This window comes from Streptosporangium sp. NPDC050148 (genome assembly GCF_055586505.1).
The window spans coordinates 119,653-140,196 of record NZ_JBVJIA010000011.1; the positions used below are offsets into that span (position 1 = coordinate 119,653).

A 20,544-nucleotide genomic window follows, 5' to 3' on the forward strand; every position below is an offset into this window, starting at 1 on the left:
CGCCTTACCTGTCATATCCCTTCCGGCCGGTCGGGAGCGAACGGCACCGTGATCCCGCCACAGTGTGCTTGCAGTGGCCCGCGCACGAGAGGCTCAACGAGGATGGCACGTGGGGGAACAGGTCCCGTGAACGGCATGCCGCCCGGTGTGCGGCCGCTGACCGTCGGGGACCCGGTCATCATCGGCCGCTACCTTCTGCTCGGCCGCCTGGGCGCGGGCGGCATGGGCGTCGTCTACCTGGCCGAACACCCGCAGGGCGGGGTGGTGGCGCTCAAGACGCCGCACCCGGTGCATCTCAACGATGCCACGCTCCGCGCCCGGTTCGCCGAGGAAGTGAGATTCTCCCGGCGGGTGGTGCCCTTCTGCACCGCGGCGGTGGTCGAGGACGGCACCGACCGTGACCGCCCCTACCTGGTCTCGGAGTACGTGCCCGGGCCCGCGCTCTCGCAGGTGGTCTCCACGCACGGCCCGCTCACCCCCGACCTGGCCTACGGCGTCGCCCTGGGGGTGGCGGGCGCGCTGGTGGCGGTGCACGAGGCCGGACTGGTCCACCGCGACCTGAAACCGGCCAACGTGCTGCTGTCGCACACCGGCCCCCGGGTGATCGACTTCGGTATCGCCAGGGACGTCGACGTCCTCGGCGCGCACACCCAGGCCGGGCAGGTCATGGGGAGCCCCGGCTGGGTCGCGCCGGAACGGCTCACCGGAGGGCTCGCGCTGCCCGCCTCCGACGTCTTCGCCTGGGGATGCCTGATCGCGTACGCGGCCACCGGCCATCATCCCTTCGGCGCCGGAGAGACGGACGTGCTGACCCGGCGCATCCTGGTCGAGCCCCCCAGGACGGCCTCGGTCCCCGCGCTGCTGCGCCCGGCCGTGGAGGCGTCCCTGGCCAAGGACCCGGCCGACCGTCCCGCGGCCGCCGACCTGCTGGGCGCGCTGCTCGCCGCGGGCGGGGTGGGCGACCCGTGGGACCTGCGCGAGGCGGTCGCCGAGGTGCTGGCGGAGATCTGGACGCCGGTGCCGCACACGCCCGGGGCGGGCAGGGTACGGCTCGCGGCCATGCCTCCGGCGCCCGCCGATCCGCCGGTGCCGTCGGCGGCCTCGCGGTTCTCTCCGGTCCCGTCGCCGGCGTCGCCGGCGTCGGCGGTACCGTCGGCGTCGCCCGTGTCCTCGCTCCATGACGAGCCCTCGGTCCCGGCGGGGATCGCCCGGCGGTCCCGTCGGGCCGCGTCGAGCCGGGGCGCGTACCTCCCGCAGGCCGGGTTCGCGGCACTGGCCACGATCTCCATGGCGGCGGTGACCGTGGCGCTGGCGGCCGGTGGGGGTGGCGGGACGAGCTCCTTCGGCGACTTCGGGGTTCCCGAGCGGGTGCCGGTGGTCGTCCCCGCGGACACGCCCTCCGCCTCGGTCTTCCGCGACCGTGCCCGGCCGCCGGTCGGCAGGGTGCGCACGCCCTCCCCGGTCACCCCCTCCACGGCGCAGGTCACCGCGACCCGGACCGTCCCGCCGCCCGACGTGGAGGGCGACGGCGGCGACGGCGGCGACGGCGGGGAACGCGCGCCGGAGCGTCCGCGCGACCCCGGTGGCTCGCGCGGCGACGGGGACCCGCCGTCGGACTGCGCGGACGCCACCGCCAAGCGCAGGGGAGGGAGAGGCGGCTGCCCGACGGCCTCGAACGGTCCCCGGCCCTCGTTCACCCAGATCCCGCAGACCGGTGACGGGGAGAGCCCGTCCCCGACGCCCACCGCCCCCGCACCTTCGGGGACGACCATCACCCCCGTCCCCAGCCCCGGCCCCTCGCTGCAGATGGGCTGAACGCCCGATCCGGTGATGAGCGGACAGGTGCCCCACATCGGTTAAAGTGAGCGCCGCGAACCGAGGCGGAGGGGGTACCGATGGGCGAGCCCATGCCGGGCGCGGTGGAGCTGGCCGACGTCGGTGTCCGGGTGGTCGGCCGGACCCTGTTGGACGGCATCGGCTGGCGGGTCGCGTACGGGGAGCACTGGGTGGTGCTGGGTCCCAACGGGGCGGGCAAGACCACCCTGCTCTCGCTGGCCGCGGCCGTGCGGCATCCCACCGAGGGGACCGTCACCGTGCTGGGCCAGCGGCTGGGCCGGGTCGACGTGCGGGAGCTGCGCCGCCACCTCGGCCTCGTCGCGGCCAGCCAGCGACTCGTCGACGAGGAGCTGCTGGAGGAGGAGGGCGCCACCGCGCACACCGTCGTGCTGACCGGTCACACCGGGACCAGCGTCCCGCTGTGGGACCGCTACGGTCCCGCCGAGCACGAACGCGCCCACCGGCTGCTGGCCGACATGGGCTGCAAGGACCTGGCCGACCGTCCCTTCCGCGTCTGCTCCCAGGGGGAGCGGGCCCGCGTCCGCGTCGCCAGGGCGCTGATGGCCGATCCGGTGATCCTGCTGCTGGACGAGCCGTTCGCCGGGCTCGACCTGCCCGCCCGCGAGGATCTGATCACCGCCGTGGAGGACCTGGCGGCGACCCGCCCGGCGCTGACCACGGTCACCGTCACACACCACCTGGAGGAGGTCCCCGCCACCACCACCCACGCCCTGCTGCTGCGCGACGCCCGCGTCCAGGCGGCCGGCCCGGTGGGGGAGGTGCTGACCGCGGAGAACCTGTCGGAGTGCTTCGGCCGGGCGCTGCGCGTCGACCACCTCGACGGCCGCTGGTCCGCCCGCGCCGTCCGTACCGCTCACCCCGCGGGGGGCTGACGCCCGCGCCGCCGGTGCCGGGGTATGGGGGGTGAGGAGCCGGGGCGTCACCCGGCCTCACGCTGCCGGATCGTACGCGTCGTGATCGCGCGAATTCCCATCAAAGCCACAAAAGCAGTGTGAATACCGGTGATCTTCCCGGTACGGTGGCACGCATGGCGACCAAGCTGAACCAGATCCTCGCCGTGGAGAAGGGCGTCAAGTCCGACACCCAGCGCAAGGTGACCGACGCGTACCACACGATCCAGAAGAACGCCCTGCTGTCGGGCATCTCGCGGACCTACCAGCCCATCGACGACGAGGGCGAACGGCTGCCCCCGGAGTCGACCCGGGTGCAGGTGCAGGGGGAGGACCTGCTCAAGCAGGTCGGTGCCGCGCTGGTCCGGCTGTTCGACGTCACGGCCACCAAGGACTGGGCCAACTGCTCGGCGCGGGCCGACGTGAAGGTCGACGGCTCCACCCTCCTGGAGGACGTGCCCGTCACCTACCTGCTCTTCCTGGAGAAGCAGCTGGTCGACCTGCAGACGTTCGTCGCCAGGCTGCCCGTCCTGGACGCGGCCGAGACCTGGACGCTGGACCAGTCCACCGACTGCTGGCGGACCGAGCCGGTCAAGACGACCCGTACCAAGAAGGTGCCCCGCAACCACGTCAAGGCCGAGGCCACCGACAAGCACCCGGCCCAGGTCGAGGTCTACCACGAGGACGTCGTGGTGGGCTTCTGGACGAAGGTCACCTTCTCCGGGGCCGTGCCGCAGAAGCGGGTCAACGAGCTCCTGGAGCGGATCGGCAGGCTGCAGAACGCCGTGAAGTTCGCCCGCGAGGAGGCCAACGGCACCGAGATCACCTATCAGCGCGTCGGTGAGAAGGTGCTGGGCTACCTGCTCGGGTAGACTCCAAGAACTCCCCGTTTGAGCGCGGGGACGCGTGAGAGCGCGAAAAACTGAAACTGAAACGTCAGACTGACACGCGGTTTCCAGTGGGGGTTCGATTCCCCCTCCCGGCACCATCGCGCCGGGATGGCCCAATCGGCAGAGGCACCCGCTCAAGCTCAGGCTCTCGCTCCAGATTCAGTATTCGCCGCCGGGCGCCGGATCGACCGGGGGCGGGCGAAGATGGTCGAGTGCGGGTTCGAGTCCCGCTGGATGCTCTCCATGCGTCCATAACTTAATGGCAGAGTGCGACATCATCATGAATGACCCGCGCCCTTAAACGCGCCGGTGCCGCGACATGGCGGCACTCCAGGCCCTCGGGGAATGGATACTTCCCCGGGGGCCGCCGCTGTTGCCGGCCCACGCGCCGTCCGCGAACCCGCGCCCGTCCGCCGCTCGTGGGCCGTCCGCGGGTCAGTCCTTCTTGCGCTGGCGGATCAGGCCCATGAACCCCGGGCTGGGCTTGAACTTCGCCGTCCAGGTCTCCGCGATCTCCAGCGGCTCGCCGGTCTGCGGGTTGCGCCCGGTGCGGGCGGGCTTGTGCACGATCTCGAAGGCCCCGAAACCCGGGATCGCCACCTTCTCCTCGGCCGCCACGGCCATCTGGATCGTCTCCAGGATCGCATCGAGAGCCGCGGCCGTCTGCCGCCGGGTCAGCCCGGCCTCGGCGGCGGCCTTCTCGATCAGCTCGCGCTTGTTCATAGGGGACAGTTAACGCCATCGGGCCCCCGCCCGGTACAGGGGCGAGGGCGGGCGTCCGCCGGCCTCGATCAGGTGACGGGCGCCCGCCCAGGCTCAGCGTCCGGACTGGGCGGCCAGCCGTTCCGCTTCGGTGTGCAGTGCCTCGACGAGGATGAGCTCCAGGCGGAGCTCCTCGTCGACGAGGCCGATCAGGACATCCATCGAGCCTCCCTGATACACGGACGCCCCGGCTGTCACGGAAGTTGACACGCGCACCGGACAAGACCCGGCCGTGACGCAAACTTGATCGCCGGGATGCGGTCGCCCGCGTGCACGGTGGCCTACGCGGGAACCAGTTCGGCCAGGTCGACGAGCTCTCCCACCTCGCGGATGTTCATGCAGTACGCCACCAGAACCCGCCGCCCGTCGATGCGGCGGGTGACGAGCAGGCAGGGACCGCCGGAGGCGACGATGGCCTCGACCTCGATGCCCTGGGGGCTTCGCCATATACCCATGAGCTCGAGGCTACGGAGCCGGGGGTAAGGGCAAGGTAACCAAACGGGCATATCGTGATGCACAGTGCGAGGCCAGAGATCTATCCCGAGGGCCGGTTGATGATTAATCCAGTCGCCATGGGTAACAGGACGCTGGAATTACCATCATCAGGGAGATAACACCATGGCTTTGCCCAAGCTCACCCCCGAACAGCGTCAGGCCGCCCTGGTCAAGGCCGCCGAGACCCGAACGGCCCGCGCCAAGCTGCTCGCCGAGGTCAAAGCCGGCTCGCTCAGCCTGGAGCAGCTTCTCGGCCGCGAGGACGACATCGCCAAGCGCATCAAGGTGTCGCAGGCGCTGCGCGCCCTGCCCGGCGTCGGCACGGTCAAGGCCGCGCAGCTGATGGCGCAGGCCGACGTGGACGAGGCGCGTCGTCTGGGCGGCCTCGGCGCCCAGCAGCGTCGTAAGCTCATCGAGGCCGTCAGCCGCTGAGATGCCGTCCGCCGTGCCCGCGGCCCCGCTCCCGCCACCAGGCCGGGAGCGGAGCCGCGGGCGGACGGCCCGGAGACCACCGGACACGCGGGCCGCGCACGACGTGGCGGCCCGGGAACCACGTCGGGCACGAGGCCGGGAACGGCCTGACGGTCCGGGAACCGCACCGGACACGCGGGCCGCGAACGGCCTGACGGTCCGGGAACGGCCGAGCCCCGCCACACGGACCGGGGGGACGTCCGCGCGACGGGGCCTTTCGACGACCTGGTCGTCAGGCTCCCCCGGGGAACCGTCCCATGCCCTGGAATCCGTCCTGGCGAGCCCGGTCCGAGAGTCAGTGAGCCTCTGCGAACTGCTCCTCCTCCGTCGACCCCTTCAGGGCCGTGGTGGAGGAATCCGGCGCGATGGCCGTACTGACCAGGTCGAAGTATCCGGTTCCCACCTCGCGCTGGTGACGGGTGGCGGTGTAGCCGCGCGCCTCGGAGGCGAACTCGGCCTCCTGCAGCTCGACGTAGGAGGTCATGCCGTCCTCGGCGTAGCCGCGGGCGAGGGTGAACATCGAGTGGTTCAGCGAGTGGAAACCCGCCAGCGTGATGAACTGGAACTTGTACCCCATGTGGCCGAGCTCGCGCTGGAACTTGGCGATGGTGGAGTCGTCCAGGTGCTTCTTCCAGTTGAACGAGGGCGAGCAGTTGTAGGAGAGCATCTGGTCGGGGTACTCCGCCTTGACGGCCTCGGCGAACTCGCGGGCCACGTCCAGGTCCGGGGTCGAGGTCTCCATCCACAGCAGGTCGGCGTGGGGCGCGTAGGCCAGCCCGCGGGCGATGCAGGCGTCCACGCCGTTGCGCACCCGGTAGAAGCCCTCGGCGGTACGGTCGCCGGTGGTGAAGGCCCGGTCGCGGGGGTCGACGTCGGTGGTCAGCAGCGTCGCGGCCTGAGCGTCGGTCCGCGCGATGACCAGGGTCGGCACGCCCAGCACGTCCGCGGCGAGCCGCGCGGCGCTGAGGGTCTTGATGTGCTGGGAGGTGGGGACGAGCACCTTGCCGCCCAGGTGGCCGCACTTCTTCTCGGAGGCGAGCTGGTCCTCCCAGTGCACCCCGGCCGCACCGGCGACGATCATCCCCTTCATCAGCTCGAAGGCGTTCAGCACGCCGCCGAAGCCCGCCTCGGCGTCGGCCACGATCGGCGCGAGCCAGTGCGGCGCGTCCGCGTCCCCCTCCGACCAGGTGATCTGGTCGGCGCGCAGCAGCGCGTTGTTGATGCGGCGCACCACGGCCGGGACCGAGTTGGCCGGGTACAGGCTCTGGTCGGGGTAGGTCTGCCCGCCCAGGTTGGCGTCGGCGGCGACCTGCCAGCCGGACAGGTAGATGGCCTTGAGCCCGGCCTTGACCTGCTGCACGGCCTGGTTGCCGGTCAGCGCGCCCAGCGCGTGCACGTAGTCCTCGGTGTTCAGCAGGTGCCACAGCCGCTCGGCGCCGAGCCGGGCCAGGGTGTGCTCCTCCTGGACCGAACCCCGTAGCCGGATCACGTCCTCGGCCGTGTAGGTGCGCTCGGTGCCCTTCCAGCGAGGGTCGGTCTCCCACTCGCGCCGCAGCTCGTCTGCGGCTCCCTTGAGGCGATCATTCATCGGTGAACTCCTTTTCGTCCCCTGGGTGCCTTACTCCGAGTGTGTGCTCCGTTCGAACGCGTGAACAGGTGGATATGTCCGAAAAAATCGATATTTTTCTATCCGTATCAATACCGACTGGTATTCGGGTGAGAAGAAAGTCGGAGTTTTCGCTATGGACTAGACCAATCCTGAGGGGGTACCCGGACGGCGGGTACGAAGGTGGGAAATTTCCGGGGAAATTTCGTTTAGCATCGGGACATGGCATCTTTGGTGGGTGAAGAACCGCTGTCCTTGACGCAGGAGCTCGATCTCATCGCCTTCGGCCAGCGGTTGAGACACCTGCGCAAGCAGCGCGGTCTCACCCTCGCCGACCTGGGCGAACGGGTGAACCGCGCGCCCAGTCAGCTCTCGCTGCTGGAGAACGGCAAGCGCGAGCCCAAGCTCTCGCTGCTGAAGTCGCTGGCCACCGCGCTCAACGTGCCGGTCGAGGAGTTGCTGCGCAGGCAGGCCCCCAACCGGCGGGCCCAGCTGGAGATGGCCCTGGAGGAGGCGCAGCGCGACCCGCTGTACGCCGGACTCGGCCTGGGCAGGCTCAAGCTCTCCGCGCGCGTCCCCAACGACGTGCTCGAACACATCCTGGGCCTGTACGAGGAGCTGCGCTCACGCCAGGCCAGGGGGACCGCCACCCCCGAGGAGGCGCGCGCCGCCAACGCCGAGCTCCGCCGCAAGCAGCGCGAGCAGGGCAACTACTTCGCCGAGATCGAGCAGGCCGCGGCCGAGGCGCTGGCCGCGGTCGGCTACCGCTCCGGAGCGCTCTCGCAGAGCACCGTCCAGGCGCTGGTCGGCCACTTCGGCTACACCGTGCAGACGGTCCAGGATCTGCCGCGTACCGTGCGCTCCATCTCGGACCTGCGCAACCGGCGCATCTACGTCAAGCACGAGCAGGTCGGCATGCACACCCCGCGCACGATCCTGCTGCAGACCCTCGGCCACCTCTCCCTGGGGCACCACAAGCCGCGCGACTTCGCCGACTTCCTGCGCCAGCGGACCGAGGCCAACTACTTCGCCGCCGCCGTCCTGGTGCCCGAGGCCGCCGCCGTCCCGTACCTGCGCGAGGCCAAGAAGGACCGCGCGCTGAGCGTGGAGGACCTGCGCGACGTCTTCGCCGTCTCCTACGAGATGGCCGCGCACCGCTTCACCAACCTGGCCACCCACTTCCTCGACCTGACCTGCCACTTCGTCCGCAACAACGCGGGCGGGATCATCTACAAGGCGTACGAGAACGACGGCATCGTCTTCCCCGCAGACGAGCAGGGCGCGATCGAGGGGCAGCGCATGTGCCTGCACTGGTCCGGGCGCCAGGTCTTCGCGCTGCCCGACCGCTTCTCCGTGCACTACCAGTACTCCGACTCGCCCACCGGCACCTACTTCTGCGTCGCCCACGTGGACCCGTCGCGCGAGCGCGACTTCGCCATCACCCTCGGCGTGCCGTACCGGGAGTCGCGCTGGTTCCGCGGGCGCGAGACCACCAACCGGACCAGGTCGGACTGCCCCAGCGGGGACTGCTGCCGCCGCCCGCCCGCCGAGCTGGCCCAGCGCTGGGAGGGGTACGCCTGGCCCTCGGCCCGCGGCAACTCCCACGTCCTGGCCGCGCTGCCGCCGGGCTCCTTCCCCGGCGTCGACGAGGCCGACGTGTACACCTTCCTGGAGCGCCACGCCGCGGGCTGAGCACGAGGACGGGCACTGTCCGCTCTCAGCCCGCGGGCGGGGCCGTCCGGTGCAGTCTCAGCGCCGGGTGGCCGTGGAACCGGTAGGCGCCCGCGTCGTCGGGCGACCGGCCGCGCATCGACCGCAGCACCTCGGCGACGGGCTCACCGGCGAAGCAGCGCCGGTAGAACTCGCGCGCCACGCCGTCACCGCCGGCCGGCCAGAGCGGGGCCACGACGGCACAGGCCCCCGCGAGCAGGAAGGACTGCGCGTCCCCCGGCTCCTCCAGGAAGACGAACGGCGCGCCGGGCAGGTCGCGTCCCAGCACCTCCGGCGCGGAGCCTCCGGCCGCGAAGTGGACGATGTCGGCCCCCTGGTCGAGCACGCCCAGGACGTCCCCCAGCGCGGGCGAGACCGGCGTGGCACCGTACTCGATGACCAGCGGATGCGTCGCGCTCTCGGCGCCCACCACCGCGACGCGGTCGGCGCGGGCGCCCGTGGCCGGAACCGGTTCGGGACGCCTGCCGCCGAGCGGCCAGCGTCCGGTCACCGTCTGGCAGCCGAGAAAGGACGGGACCGAAGGGTCGTAGGGGCGGTCCAGCACGGCGAGCTCCCAGGGCACGTGCGGTTCCTGGGAGAGGATCAGCACGCTGGGACGCCGCGGCGCCACCCGGGCGGCCACCGCGTCCAGCAGCTCCCAGAACCCCCACGGCACGCGCGAGCCGACCTCCCTCCCCGCCTCCTCCGAGAGGTGCCCCCGCCCGGTCAGCCGCCGGCCGAACTCCGAGGCCCGCACGCCGAGGTCGCAGGGATCGGCCCGGTCGGGGGTGATGAAGTGCGGCGACCGGTAGGTCCACCAGAGCCGGCCCGGCTCGTCGCCGTGCACGATGACCGCCGTGACGTCCGCGGCCTCTCCCAGCAGGGCCGGGCGGATCCGGGTGCCCGCGACCGGCCCGGGAGCCTCCTGGCCGCCGAGCCGGCCGGGCGAGTCGTGGACCGTGACCGCGCGCACGCCGAACCCGGCCACCTGGCCGCCCACCGAGTAGACGGCCTGGATCTGCCGGGCGACCTCGGGTTCCTCCTGGGCCGGCGCGACCAGGCCGACCGTCGCCCGGGGGTACGGTGACGCCTTGTCGGCGCGCAGCCGCACCCGCCATCCGCCGGGCGCGTCGAACCCCTCGGCGACGATCTGGACCTCCAGCTCCACGGGCTCACCCGGTGCCGTGTCACCGGCCGCCCCCTGGCCCGGGGCGACGCCGACCGACACCTCGACGCCCCAGCCGGCCACCGCCTCGGCGGGCGCCTCGATCAGCGGGACCGCCTCCCACGCCGGTCCCGGCGATCCGGCGGGCGCCTCCTTGCGCCGCCTGCGGAACGCCCCGGCCAGCCGGTCCAGCACCGAGGGGCCCCGGTCCCCGGCCGGTTCCCGGGAAGGGGCGGCCGGCCCTTGCTGCGGTCCCTGCGGGGGTCCCTGCGGGAGTCCTTGCGCGGGTCCTTGGGCGGACGATGCGAACGGAACGGGGGAAGCGGACGACGCGCGCGGATCGTGCGGGTCGCCTGACGGCACGGGCGCCTCGAAGGGCACGGGCGACGGGTGCGGACCGTACGGGTCGTGCGGACGGTGCAGATCGTGCGGACCGGACGGGCCGGACGGGCCGGACGGGGCGTGCGAGCCGTACGGACCGTGCAGGTCGTGCGCACCGGACGGGTCGTGCGCACCGGACGGGTCGTGCGGGCCGGGCGGCGCGGGCGTGCCGAACGGCGTGCCCGGCACCGGTGACGACGGTGCCCCGGGCCCCTGCGGTCCCTGCGGCTCCCGGCCCGCCGGCGGCATCGGGAACGAGGCCCCTTCCTGGGGCGGCGGCGCGTACGGCGCCTGACCGGGAAGGGGCGGCGACGCCCAGGGCGAGGAGGCCTCCGCGGGCGGGGCCGCCTGCGGGAACGGGGGGTCCACCGGACGGTCCACCGGGCCGGGACGCATCCAGTCGAAGCTCATCGCGCCGGTGGAGGGCATGCCGTCCCCGCCGCCCTGCCCGGCCCGGTTCCCTCCGGCGGCCTCGCCCTGCTCCGGGAGCCCGTACCCGCCGGAGCCCGTCCCGGTACCCGCGCCGTTCTCACCACCGGGACCCGTCCCCGAGCCCGTGTCACCGAAGCCCGCGCCACCGGAACCCGTACCGCCGGAACCCGTACCGCCGGAACCCGCGCCGCTGGAACCCGTGTCGCCGGAACCGGGGAGCAGCCAGTCCGGGGTGTAGGAGGCGGTCGAGGGCGCGTCGAGCGCGTCCGATCCGCGCGGGACGGCACCGGAGGGACCGGAGGGATCCGGGCCCCCCGGCGCGGGCGGCCCGGTCTCCGCCGCACCCCAGGACGGCGGCGCGAAACCCGTACCGGACCCGGTTCCGGCCGGACGGGAGAGCAGGGGGATCACCTGCTCGGCGGTGAGGCCCCGGTCCAGGCTCAGCAGCGCGGTGAACCGGTCCCAGGCCGGGCCGTACTCGGCGACCAGCAGGATGACCGCGTCGGCCAGCCGCTCGGGAGGCCGGCTCCCCGCCTCGGCCAGCAGCGGATCCAGCCGCTCGCGGAGCCCACCGGCGGCACCGCCCATCAGGCTGTCGAGCTCGTCACGGACGGTACGCGCCGCCCGCATCACGACCACCGGGTTCATGCCGTCCCCCCTCGTTCCGGACTGGACCGATCTTCCCACCTGTGCGGCGGGGGTGGGAGCCCGGTACCTCCGCCGAATCGAGCCACATAGGGTGATACCCCTAGGAGTCGAGGTGATGGGAAGGATCGGTCGTGCTGCCTGAGGTCGAGGCATGGCTACGCGGGCGCACCTCATCCTCGGGTGATCGGTCGCTCCCGGAGCTGCTGGAGGCCAAGGGGGGGACGACCGTCAGCGTGGTGCTGCCCGCCCGCGACGAGGAGGAGACGGTCGGGGGGATCGTCGCCGCGATCCGGCGCGACCTCATGGAGGCCGCCCCGCTCGTCGACGAGTTGGTGGTCATCGACTCCCGTTCCGTCGACGACACCGCAGGACGGGCCGCGCGGGCCGGCGCCAGGGTGATCGCCCAGGACGAGATCCTGCCCGATCTCAAGCCGCTGGACGGCAAGGGCGAGGCCCTGTGGAAGTCCCTCGCCGCCACCTCCGGGGACCTGCTGGTCTTCGTCGACGCCGACCTGCTGGAGTTCCGGACCTCCTTCGTGACCGGCCTGCTCGGCCCGCTGCTCACCGACCCCTCGGTCGTCTACGTCAAGGGCTGCTACGACCGGCCCCTGCAGAACGTGCAGAGCGGGGGCGGCCGGGTCACCGAGCTGGTCGCCCGCCCGCTGATCAACCTGCACTGGCCGCTGCTGGCCGGGTTCGTGCAACCGCTGGCGGGGGAGTACGCCGGGCGCAGGTCCGTGCTGGAGGCGGTGCCGTTCGTCACCGGGTACGGGGTGGAGCTCGCCCTGCTGATCGACCTGCTGGACCTGGCCGGGCTGGACGCCCTCGCCCAGGTCGATCTGGGCCGCCGGGTGCACTCCCACCAGTCGACCGAGGCGCTCGGCGGGATGGCCGCCCAGATCCTGCAGACCTCCTGGTCGCGCCTGGAACGCCAGAACATGATGATCTCCCTGCACCGGCTCTCGACCGGCCTGGTCCAGTTCCGCCGGAGCGCGCACGGCCACCAGGTGAACGTCCGGGACGTGGCGGTCGCCGAGCGCCCGCCCATGATCACGATCCCCGGCTACCGGCCGTCCCGCTGACCCGCTCGTTCCGCCTGTCCTGCCGTCCCGCCTGTCTTGTCCGCCCGGCCGTCCTGCCGGGGCCCGGCCTCCCGCTGGCCCGCCCGTCCTGTCGGCCCGGCCGTCCCGCTGACCCACTGGCCCGCCTGTCCTGTCGGCCCGGCCGTCCCCGCGGAGGACCACCCCGTCCGGCACCGGTGGACCACCCGGAAAACCGGACAAGATATCCCCTTCCAGGCATACGGGACGCCTCGGGCGTCGGTAAAGTACCGGTGTTACCGGTGGTAACGCACGTCGAGGAGGAGCGGACGATGAGCGAGAGCGGCTTCTGCCCGGAGCTGAGCGACGACGTGCGCGAGGTACGCGACTGGGTGCACGACTTCGCCCGTTCGGTCGTCCGTCCGGCCGGTGCCGAGTGGGACGAGCGCGAGGAGACCCCCTGGCCCGTCATCGAGGAGGCCGCGCGGATCGGGCTCTACTCCCTCGACTTCTTCGCCCAGCAGTGGTTCGAGCCGAGCGGGCTCGGCCTGGCCGTCGCCTTCGAGGAGCTCTTCTGGGGGGACGCGGGCATCGGCCTGTCCATCACCGGAACCGGCCTGGCCGCCGCCGCCCTGTCGGCCAACGGCACCCCCGAGCAGCTGGGGGAGTGGCTCCCGCAGATGTTCGGCACCCCCGGTGACGTCAAGCTGGGGGCGTTCTGCGCCTCCGAGCCCGATGCCGGCTCCGACATCGGCGCCATCCGCACCCGGGCCGTCCGCTCGGGCGGCGACTGGGTCCTGAACGGCGTGAAGACCTGGGCCACCAACGGCGGCATCGCCGACGTCCACGTCATCGTCGCCTCCGTCGACCCCGCGCTGGGCACCCGCGGCCAGGCGTCCTTCGTCGTGCCGCCCGACACCCCCGGCCTGTCGATGGGGCAGAAGTTCAAGAAGCACGGCATCCGCGCCTCGCACACCGCCGAGGTGGTCCTGGACGACGTCCGCCTGCCGTCCTCGTGCCTGCTCGGCGGCGAGGAGAAGCTGGAGGCCAGGCTCGCCCGCGTCCGCGCCGGTGAGCGGGCCGGGGAGCAGGGCGCGCTGCGGACCTTCGAGACCACCCGCCCCTCGGTGGCGGCCATGGCCGTCGGCATCGCCCGCGCCGCGTACGAGTACGCCCGCGACTACGCGCGCGAGCGCGAGCAGTTCGGCCGCAAGATCGGCGAGAACCAGGCCATCGCCTTCATGCTGGCCGACATGGCCACCCGGGTGGACATCGCCCGCCTGATGACCTGGCGCGCCGCCTGGATGGCCCGCAACGACCGCGCCTTCGGCCAGGCCGAGGGGTCGATGTCCAAGCTGGTCGCGGGCGAGACCGCGGTCTGGGTCACCGACCGCGCCATCCAGATCCTCGGCGGCGCCGGCTACACCCGCGAGCACCCGGTCGAACGCTTCCACCGCGACGCCAAGATCTACACCATCTTCGAGGGGACGTCCGAGATCCAGCGCCTGATCATCGGCCGCGCGGTCACGGGGCTGCCGGTGCGGTGATGGTCCGCAGTTCATACGGGATGCCGTGGCCACTGAGCGGTCGTCGTGCCACGCCTCCCCTGACTGACAGAGTGCCCTCGGACCGTGTGGCCCGAGGGTGTCGTGCCGTTCGGGGATGCCCTTGTCTCCTGTGACGGTGAAGGTGGATGCTGCTCAGCCGGGCCGGAGCCGGTGACGATCCGGCAATGAGCGCGACGTCACTCGGCGCGTGTCCTGGGCCGGGGCGGCCGCGAGGCGTGTACGACTTCGTGAACTTGGCGACGATCGAAGGCTGCATCCGGCGGAGTCGATCCGGTGCCCTCTATCCCGAAGGCTCGTGACGAACTGCGGGCGCGGCTCGCCCGGGCACCTTGAACGAGGAGGAACCCTCGTAAAATCATCAGGAACAGATGGGTCCTCGATACGCAGTGTGCCTGGATCGCCGTGCCGGTGGCCGACCGGTGTTCCGCAGGCGGGTCCGTCGCGTGATCGCCGAATCGATCGGCGCTCGTACGGCTTCGTTCACCGTCTCTCGCAGGAGGCGGTCGACGTCGGGTATGCAGAGGCCTCCAGCGGTCGACTCGCGCGGCCGCTTGTCGCCGCTGCCGACACCAGGAGCGGATCGGGGCTCACTCCTCGCGTCCTCTGCGCAACAGCTCCTCGTCGCAGACCGAGCCGAGTAACGCGGCCGCGGCGGACACCTCGGCGACCTGCTCGGGGCTCATCTCCGCCAGGACCTCACGGGTCTTTTCCAGGTCCCCCCGGTAGGCCCACCCCATCGCACCTTGGACCGCGAGGACATGGCCGGCCTGCGCTGACGCCTTGGCGAACTGGGCCATCCCCTCCTCGAACTGCCGACTGATTTTCTCCCAGTCCGGTTGCCGGTTCGCGTCGTCGTTCATCCCGCCTCCGATCATGCCGTCCTGCGGCGCCGATCCACATCTTCCACCCGCATCACATCCGGACGTCCCGTGCCATCATCGTCCCCCAGGCCTACCGCATGGTCGGAGGGGTCGACCTGGAGCCGCACCCGGACGGCCCGCACCGCGGCGACGTGGACGTGCTCGCCGAGTCGATCGAGAAGAACGGCCTCCACGGCACTGTCATGGTCCAGAAGTCGCGGCGCGTGGAGTCCGTGGTCCCCCTTCGGGCCGCCCTGGTTCGGCAACGTGATCGACTCCGCCGGGCTCGGTACGGTCGAGCCGTGGTACCTACCTCGATGCCCGTACGGCGGCATCGCGGGCCTCGTCCGGCACGGTGGTCCTCGGATCCGTGGCCGGCGGGTCTCCTACGGGCAGATGCGCCGGAGGGCGTCTCGTGCGAGGTCGCGCTGGCGCCGGTCCTCGTCGAAGGCGCGCCAGCCGCCGTGGTCGGTGAGCCGCCGGTCGAGGGCCAGTGCCGCCCGCAGGACCGGGATCGCCGCGGCGGCGGGCGGGCCGATCTCGGCGAGGTAGCGGGTCGCGGTCCGCATGACCGGCAGGGCCCTGCCCTCGGCGAGCGGCTCGACGACCCGGGTCAGCACCCGGACCGCGTCACGCTCGTCCCCGGTGATCCGCCAGAGGGCGTGGACGGCCTCCACCCGCTTGCGGTCGTCGGTGGAGACCGATGTCTCGTGGAGGGCGTCCTGATGGCGGGCGGCCGGAGGGCCGAGGTCGGCGATCCGCCGTATCGCCCGGTGGTCCAGCCTCGCCCACGGCACCTGGCCGAACACGTCCAGTACGGGACCGGTGTCGCCGGTGATGCGCCACAGCGCCCAGGCGATCTCGACGCGTTCGTCGTTCCACAGCGGGCGCCCACCGGGACCTGATCCGTCGTGCCGGAGGAGGTCGAGCAGAGGATCCACGGCCGGGGCGGCGTCCGGGCCGATGGCGCCGAGCGCGGTCGCGGCCCATCGGCGGGCGCCGATCCGCAGCACGCGGATCAACTCCGGTACGGCCGGAGTCGCGGCGGGACCCCATCGGGCCAGCGTCCGCATCAGGGGGATCTGCACCTCGCTGGACCAGGTCTTCGACAGGATGGCGCGAATGGCGGGGAGCAGTTCCTGGGACCATCCGTCCAGCGGGATGAGCAGCTCGTCGAGGCCCGGAGGGTCGATCCCGTACGAGGACTCGTCGTAGCGGACGCCGTCCGTCGGCCACCTCGGCCACGAGCCGGTGAGCCGGTCGAGCAGGCCGGCCTGGGCGCGCCGGTCACCCGCCCAGGACAGGCCCCACAACGCCAGGTCGCCGACGTACTGGTCCATCCGGCCGGACGGCGGCGGTGCCGGGTGGCCGAGGAGGCCGGCCAGCCGGTCGAGGTGCGCGGGCGCCGATCCACCGGCCACGACCAGATGGACGGCGAAGGCACGGACGACCTCGGAAGGGTCGTCCATGTACCCGGCCAGCAGCGGGCCGATCTCCGTCAGGGCGGACCGCCGGCCGCTCACGACGCGGGCGGCGGCCTTGATGCCCCCTGTCCGGTACTCCGGGTCGGGGTGGGCGAGCATCGTGAAGGCGAACCGGACACGCGCCATGACGTCGTCGGCGAGTTCGCGGTCCACCCAGCAGATCGTCGAGTCGGGTGCGGCCTGAACCCAGGGGCTGCACTCCCAGGAGGAGACGTCCTCCAGAGCGATGGCGTCGATGACGGTGCCGGGGTCGGAGACCGTCCAGCCGCCGCTGAACGTCGCGGCCAGCCGTATCCGGGGGTCCGGGTCGTCCCGCAGCGCGGCGAGCCATCCGGACGGTTCGTACGCGGTCAGCCGGGCCACCGTGAGCACCAGGTTCCGGCGCGTCGCCGGATCCGTTTCGGCGGGAAAACGGGTGAGAAGCGCGGGAAGCACCGCATCGGCGCGCGGGCCCGCGTAGGCCAAGGCGTACGCGGTCGCCCGCCGTACCTCGACGTCCTCGTCGTCGAGCAGCCGGACGAGTTCGAGGACGGCCGCCGCCCACGCCGGGGACCAGGCCGGATCGAGGAGGTGCCGGCCGCCGCAGAGCTCGGCCTCGCACGCGTTCTCCGCCAGGCTCACGACGATCCGAGCCCGTACCGTGACGTCCGGGTCCGTGGCCAGGCCGACGAGGAACGGTGTGGCCGCCGCCGAGGCCGTGCAGATCCGGTCACCCGTGTGGAACAGCAGACTGCTCAGGTCCTCCAGGGCCTCGGACGCCTCGTGCGCCCGGGTGAGGGCGCGCAGCAGGGCGGGCACGTCGGAGGCGGTCCCCTCGTTGTGCCGCAGGTCGTGCCACGGGATCTGGTCGATGCCCTCCATCACGGCCGGGTACGGGCGGCCGCGGTGAGGTCGCGCAGGCGGGCCAGGAACGCCTGCCCGTCCGGGCCGGAGTCCAGGGGCAGCAGGTACGAGCTCGCCTCGCCGTGCCCCAGCCAGCGGGCGTGGACGAACACGCCGGTCTCGCCGCCGAACACCCCGGGAGCGGGCACCTCGAGGACGGTGTCGGCCAGGCGCCCGCCCAGGCGTACCGACTCGCCGTCCACCCGGACCAGCACGATCACCACGAACGTGTCGGTGACCACCGCGGCGGCCCGGTTCTCCACCGCCATCGGCGCGGGTGCCGGCCTGCGGAAGAGGCCGCGCCCCGGTTGCGGGAGCGGGACGCTGTGCGTCTCGCAGCAGATCCGCGCCGACTCGCGCAGGTCCCCGAGCAGGTGCCGCCCGGCGTGGCCGTCGAGGAGCACCTGCAGCCGCAGGCCGAGGTCGTCGATCGCGCACGGTCGCGTCGACCCGGTGCAGGTAGGCGTGATCATGCAGGGAGCCTAGGGGCCGGGACTTGACGGCCGCTTGAATCGGGGAGGTCAGGGCGCGGGCACGCGGGTCCGCCGGACGGCGTCGGCGACCGCCGCGGCACCGGCGGGGCCGAGCGTGATCGTGTAGTGGTTGACGCCCTCCACCGTGGTCTCGGTGGTGCCGGGCAGCCACTCGGCGGCCCTGCCAGGGGAGTACAGGGGGGTGCCGGGTTCGTCGAGCATGCCCCGGGCCGCGCGCAGGAACACCGCGGGCACCGGAAGGGGCCGCGGGCGCACGCCGGGCAGCGCGTACACCTCGGGGGCGTCGGCGAGCGCGGCCTCGATGCGGCACGCCGCCACGAACCGCCCTCCCGTACCCGCCGCGTCACGGCCGGGCGGGGAGGCGTCCGTCACCTCGACCAGGTCGTAGTCGGCGTAGGCCGCGCACGCCTCGGTCCAGTCGGCGAACGCCGGGTGCGCGCGCCACAGGTCACGGTACTCGGCGCGGCTCGCGAAGGTCCGCCGCAGGCGCGCCAGCACCGGTCCCGTGGTGCGCTCGATCGCCTCGGGCACGTCGCCCGCGCCGGGAGGCAGGGGCAGGGGCGCGCCGCCGTCCACCAGGACCAGCCGCTCGACCAGTCCCGGGTGGCGCCGGGCGACCTCGGCCACCACGAACCCGCCCATCGAGTGCCCGGCCAGCACGGCGGGCCCGCCCCCGTAGTGGACGATCACCCGGGCCAGGTCCTCGGCGTGCGCCGCCATGCCGTACGGCGCGGGCAGGTCCCTGCTGCCTCCCCGGCCGCGCAGGTCCACCGCGACGAAGCGGTGGTCGCGTCCCAGATCCGGGCCGATCAGCGTCCAGGCCAGGTGCGAGGAGGTGATGCCGTGGGCGGCCACGACCAGGGGTCCCCGCTCCCCCCACACGCCGACCCGGAGATGGCCGCCCCGGACGGGGACGTCCTCTCGCCGGTGGCCCGGCTCCTGTCCGTGGTCCGGCACCGGCTACCGTCCCGCCGTGCCGCTCGCGGCGCCGCTCTGGACGCCCTCCACGACGCGGCGCAGCACGCCGGCGAAGTCGGAGGCGCGTTCGATGTGCGGGCTGTGTCCCACCCCGGTGTAGACGATCTCCTCGTAGGAGCCTCCGGCCTCGGCGTACCGCTCCAGGACCTCCCGGGTCTGGGCGATCATCGGCTGCGGCGGGCAGCGCTCCTCACCCGGCCAGCCGGGCACCAGGCCGAGGCTGCCGAGGTTGGCCAGGTCGAACAGCGACGCGTCCGAGACGATCACGTCGCCGTCGCCGCGCACCCAGGTCACCGCGGGTTTGGCCGGGACTGCGACCAGGTCGTCGGCGACGTTGAACCAGCGCGGGGCCATGGCGTTGAGCACGCCGCGCCTGCCGGGGGCGGCGCCGGGCCACTCCTCGGAGGCGACCGCGTCACCGGGGTAGTTGCCCTCGCCGGTCGCGGTGGACAGCACGGTGTCCAGCAGCATCTCCTCGTCCGCGCCGAGGCTCGCCGGGTCGGCCACGTAGCACGTCCGCAGGATCGTCCGGGGGCTGGCCGGGGCGTCGGCGGTACGGTCACCGGCCGCCAGGCGTGCCACGAAGTCGGGGTTCGCCGCGCCCGCCCCGCCCACACCCAGGCCGTACGGTGACAGCGGCGCCTCCAGCACCAGCGCCGCGACCCGCTCTGGGGCGTCGATCAGCAGGTGCATCGCCACGCCGCACCCCATCGAGTGCCCGACCACCACCGGGCGCGTGCCCGCGGGGAAGACCTCCTCGGCGTCCAGCAGCGCGATCAGGTCGTCGGAGAAGTCGCGCAGCCCCCGGGTGGCGTCGACGGGGGCCGTCTCGGTCTCGCCGTATCCGCGCAGGTCCGGGGCGACGATGCGCCAGTGCTCGGGCAGCAGCCGTACCAGCGGCTCCCAGAACGCCCCCGAGGAGCAGTTGCCGTGGACGAGCAACACGGGCGGGCCGTCGATCGGTCCGCGGACCAGCAGGTTCTGCCGGAGGCCACGCGCGGTGAGTTTCATGCAAGGCATCCTGGCAGGTGCGTTTCACCGGGCAATGTGACCGGACGCCACCTTTTCCACCGAACATATGTCGGTCGGAAGGGCATCCGGCGGCGGGAACGGTGCCGCCTTCCCCGACGATCATGTCGTGGACGGCGAAGGACCGGCGCGGTGCCCTTCGGCCGCGAGACCGTGGTCCCCGTCCGCCGCGAGACTGCGTTCCCCGTCCATCGTGCGACCGTGTTCCCCGTCCAGCAGCGGGGCCAGCGCCTCGCGCAGGTCCGCGACCTCGCGATAGAGCACGCCGGTCATGCCGAGCGCGCGGGCGGCCTCGACGTTCTCCCGGCGGTCGTCCACGAACAGGCACCGCGCGGCGGCCGCACCCGCCCGCTCCGCCGCGATCTCGTAGATCCGCCGCTCGGGCTTGACCGCCCCGACCCGGGCACTGCTGACGACCTCGTCGAAGGCGTACGCCAGGCCCAGTGCCCGGAGGTCCTCCTCCAGCTGGACCGTCGCGTTGGTCACCAGCACCACCGGCACCCGTGCCTGGACCCGGCGCAGCAGGCCGAGGATCTCCTCGTCGAGGTGGGCGCCGGCCTCGGTGAACGCCCGTCCCAGCGCCGCGGCCCGCTCGCCGTCACCGAGCAGGCGCTCCAGCTCGGTGACGATCGAGGCCGTCCACTCGTCGACGGTGATCTTCCCCCGGCTCACGGGATCCAGCAGCCCGGGCGCCAGCGCGATCCCCAGCGTGGTGCCCTCGGCCAGGCCGCAGGCACGTTCGAGGTCGTTCACCGCACCGGTGTCGTGGTGACGGATCACGCCGTCGAAGTCGCACAGCACCGCGTCGTAGGACGGTTCCACCGATCCTCCCGTTCATCTCGTTCGTCTTGTTCATCCGGTTCGTCGGCACGCCGGGGCGCGGCGGGGAGCGCGTGCCCGTA

Annotated in this window: 17 protein-coding genes; 7 read left to right on the top strand and 10 right to left on the bottom strand. The window is 72.8% G+C overall.

The window, feature by feature from the left end; translation table 11 throughout:
* Positions 1 to 135 precede the first annotated feature (135 nt).
* The 3 genes from ACZ6RT_RS14930 to ACZ6RT_RS14940 all read left to right on the top strand — a co-directional run bounded on the left by ACZ6RT_RS14930 (position 136) and on the right by ACZ6RT_RS14940 (position 3,619).
* Entirely contained in the window at positions 136 to 1,815 is a 1,680-nt protein-coding gene (locus ACZ6RT_RS14930) for a protein kinase domain-containing protein (protein ID WP_470153934.1), read from the top strand.
* 80 nt (positions 1,816 to 1,895) lie between these two features.
* Positions 1,896 to 2,729 carry an ABC transporter ATP-binding protein gene (locus ACZ6RT_RS14935; protein ID WP_470153935.1) on the top strand — a complete coding sequence of 278 codons (834 nt, stop codon included), beginning with the start codon at positions 1,896 to 1,898 and terminating at the stop codon, positions 2,727 to 2,729.
* 155 nt (positions 2,730 to 2,884) lie between these two features.
* Positions 2,885 to 3,619 carry a DUF7873 family protein gene (locus ACZ6RT_RS14940; protein WP_399189173.1) on the top strand — a complete coding sequence of 245 codons (735 nt, stop codon included), beginning with the start codon at positions 2,885 to 2,887 and terminating at the stop codon, positions 3,617 to 3,619.
* A gap of 453 nt (positions 3,620 to 4,072) precedes the next feature.
* Here the strand turns inward: ACZ6RT_RS14940 and ACZ6RT_RS14945 are convergent, their stop codons facing one another.
* Both ACZ6RT_RS14945 and ACZ6RT_RS14950 read right to left on the bottom strand, forming a co-directional pair.
* Positions 4,073 to 4,360: an HU family DNA-binding protein gene (locus tag ACZ6RT_RS14945; RefSeq protein WP_344905801.1), complete on the bottom strand. Its 288-nt coding sequence runs from the start codon at positions 4,358 to 4,360 to the stop codon at positions 4,073 to 4,075.
* Positions 4,361 to 4,680: 320 nt separating this feature from the next.
* A complete protein-coding gene (locus tag ACZ6RT_RS14950) occupies positions 4,681 to 4,854 on the bottom strand; it encodes a hypothetical protein (protein WP_344905798.1) in 174 nt (57 codons plus the stop codon).
* Positions 4,855 to 5,017: 163 nt separating this feature from the next.
* Here ACZ6RT_RS14950 and mihF point away from each other — a divergent pair, with 163 nt between their 5' ends.
* Positions 5,018 to 5,326, top strand: coding sequence for an integration host factor, actinobacterial type (gene mihF / locus ACZ6RT_RS14955; RefSeq protein ID WP_344905794.1), 309 nt, complete (start codon positions 5,018 to 5,020; stop codon positions 5,324 to 5,326).
* 334 nt (positions 5,327 to 5,660) lie between these two features.
* On the opposite strand, the gene aceA is transcribed toward mihF, so the two are convergent.
* The gene (aceA, locus tag ACZ6RT_RS14960; RefSeq protein WP_399189169.1) at positions 5,661 to 6,953 is read right to left on the bottom strand and encodes an isocitrate lyase; all 1,293 of its coding nucleotides are present in this window, start codon (positions 6,951 to 6,953) and stop codon (positions 5,661 to 5,663) included.
* 240 nt (positions 6,954 to 7,193) lie between these two features.
* Between aceA and ACZ6RT_RS14965 the strand changes: the two genes are divergently transcribed.
* Positions 7,194 to 8,663 (top strand): helix-turn-helix domain-containing protein, encoded by a 1,470-nt coding sequence (locus ACZ6RT_RS14965; protein ID WP_399189167.1) that lies wholly within the window; start codon positions 7,194 to 7,196, stop codon positions 8,661 to 8,663.
* 25 nt (positions 8,664 to 8,688) lie between these two features.
* Here the strand turns inward: ACZ6RT_RS14965 and ACZ6RT_RS14970 are convergent, their stop codons facing one another.
* On the bottom strand, positions 8,689 to 11,307 hold the full coding sequence (locus ACZ6RT_RS14970; RefSeq protein ID WP_470153940.1) for a hypothetical protein: 2,619 nt from the start codon (positions 11,305 to 11,307) through the stop codon (positions 8,689 to 8,691).
* Positions 11,308 to 11,438: 131 nt separating this feature from the next.
* On the opposite strand from ACZ6RT_RS14970, the gene ACZ6RT_RS14975 reads away from it, so the two are divergent.
* Both ACZ6RT_RS14975 and ACZ6RT_RS14980 read left to right on the top strand, forming a co-directional pair.
* Positions 11,439 to 12,389, top strand: a complete 951-nt coding sequence (locus ACZ6RT_RS14975; RefSeq protein WP_399189163.1) for a glucosyl-3-phosphoglycerate synthase — start codon at positions 11,439 to 11,441, stop codon at positions 12,387 to 12,389.
* 290 nt (positions 12,390 to 12,679) lie between these two features.
* Positions 12,680 to 13,894 (top strand): acyl-CoA dehydrogenase family protein, encoded by a 1,215-nt coding sequence (locus tag ACZ6RT_RS14980; RefSeq protein WP_470153943.1) that lies wholly within the window; start codon positions 12,680 to 12,682, stop codon positions 13,892 to 13,894.
* A 608-nt stretch (positions 13,895 to 14,502) separates the two neighbouring features.
* Here ACZ6RT_RS14980 and ACZ6RT_RS14985 read toward each other — a convergent pair.
* The 6 genes from ACZ6RT_RS14985 to ACZ6RT_RS15010 form a co-directional block, all read right to left on the bottom strand.
* A complete protein-coding gene (locus ACZ6RT_RS14985) occupies positions 14,503 to 14,775 on the bottom strand; it encodes a hypothetical protein (protein ID WP_470153944.1) in 273 nt (90 codons plus the stop codon).
* Positions 14,776 to 15,161: 386 nt separating this feature from the next.
* Complete coding sequence (locus ACZ6RT_RS14990; RefSeq protein WP_470153946.1) at positions 15,162 to 17,120, bottom strand: HEAT repeat domain-containing protein; 1,959 nt, start codon at positions 17,118 to 17,120, stop codon at positions 15,162 to 15,164.
* Complete coding sequence (locus tag ACZ6RT_RS14995) at positions 17,120 to 17,614, bottom strand: hypothetical protein (RefSeq protein ID WP_470153947.1); 495 nt, start codon at positions 17,612 to 17,614, stop codon at positions 17,120 to 17,122. Before ACZ6RT_RS14995 ends, ACZ6RT_RS14990 begins: the two co-directional genes overlap by 1 nt.
* A gap of 48 nt (positions 17,615 to 17,662) precedes the next feature.
* Positions 17,663 to 18,592, bottom strand: coding sequence for an alpha/beta fold hydrolase (locus ACZ6RT_RS15000; RefSeq protein ID WP_470153949.1), 930 nt, complete (start codon positions 18,590 to 18,592; stop codon positions 17,663 to 17,665).
* A 3-nt stretch (positions 18,593 to 18,595) separates the two neighbouring features.
* Positions 18,596 to 19,624, bottom strand: a complete 1,029-nt coding sequence (locus ACZ6RT_RS15005; RefSeq protein WP_399189149.1) for an alpha/beta fold hydrolase — start codon at positions 19,622 to 19,624, stop codon at positions 18,596 to 18,598.
* 120 nt (positions 19,625 to 19,744) lie between these two features.
* The gene (locus ACZ6RT_RS15010) at positions 19,745 to 20,464 is read right to left on the bottom strand and encodes an HAD-IA family hydrolase (RefSeq protein WP_470153951.1); all 720 of its coding nucleotides are present in this window, start codon (positions 20,462 to 20,464) and stop codon (positions 19,745 to 19,747) included.
* Positions 20,465 to 20,544: the final 80 nt, after the last annotated feature.

What these genes read in the sequence shown, in the direction of transcription:
- ACZ6RT_RS14930 (WP_470153934.1), top strand. Translation starts at nt 136, where the DNA reads ATGCCGCCCGGTGTGCGGCCGCTGACCGTCGGGGACCCGGTCATCATC.
- ACZ6RT_RS14935 (WP_470153935.1), top strand. Translation starts at nt 1,896, where the DNA reads ATGGGCGAGCCCATGCCGGGCGCGGTGGAGCTGGCCGACGTCGGTGTC.
- ACZ6RT_RS14940 (WP_399189173.1), top strand. Translation starts at nt 2,885, where the DNA reads ATGGCGACCAAGCTGAACCAGATCCTCGCCGTGGAGAAGGGCGTCAAG.
- ACZ6RT_RS14945 (WP_344905801.1), bottom strand. Translation starts at nt 4,360, where the DNA reads ATGAACAAGCGCGAGCTGATCGAGAAGGCCGCCGCCGAGGCCGGGCTG.
- ACZ6RT_RS14950 (WP_344905798.1), bottom strand. Translation starts at nt 4,854, where the DNA reads ATGGGTATATGGCGAAGCCCCCAGGGCATCGAGGTCGAGGCCATCGTC.
- mihF (WP_344905794.1), top strand. Translation starts at nt 5,018, where the DNA reads ATGGCTTTGCCCAAGCTCACCCCCGAACAGCGTCAGGCCGCCCTGGTC.
- aceA (WP_399189169.1), bottom strand. Translation starts at nt 6,953, where the DNA reads ATGAATGATCGCCTCAAGGGAGCCGCAGACGAGCTGCGGCGCGAGTGG.
- ACZ6RT_RS14965 (WP_399189167.1), top strand. Translation starts at nt 7,194, where the DNA reads ATGGCATCTTTGGTGGGTGAAGAACCGCTGTCCTTGACGCAGGAGCTC.
- ACZ6RT_RS14970 (WP_470153940.1), bottom strand. Translation starts at nt 11,307, where the DNA reads ATGAACCCGGTGGTCGTGATGCGGGCGGCGCGTACCGTCCGTGACGAG.
- ACZ6RT_RS14980 (WP_470153943.1), top strand. Translation starts at nt 12,680, where the DNA reads ATGAGCGAGAGCGGCTTCTGCCCGGAGCTGAGCGACGACGTGCGCGAG.
- ACZ6RT_RS14985 (WP_470153944.1), bottom strand. Translation starts at nt 14,775, where the DNA reads ATGAACGACGACGCGAACCGGCAACCGGACTGGGAGAAAATCAGTCGG.
- ACZ6RT_RS14990 (WP_470153946.1), bottom strand. Translation starts at nt 17,120, where the DNA reads ATGGAGGGCATCGACCAGATCCCGTGGCACGACCTGCGGCACAACGAG.
- ACZ6RT_RS14995 (WP_470153947.1), bottom strand. Translation starts at nt 17,614, where the DNA reads ATGATCACGCCTACCTGCACCGGGTCGACGCGACCGTGCGCGATCGAC.
- ACZ6RT_RS15005 (WP_399189149.1), bottom strand. Translation starts at nt 19,624, where the DNA reads ATGAAACTCACCGCGCGTGGCCTCCGGCAGAACCTGCTGGTCCGCGGA.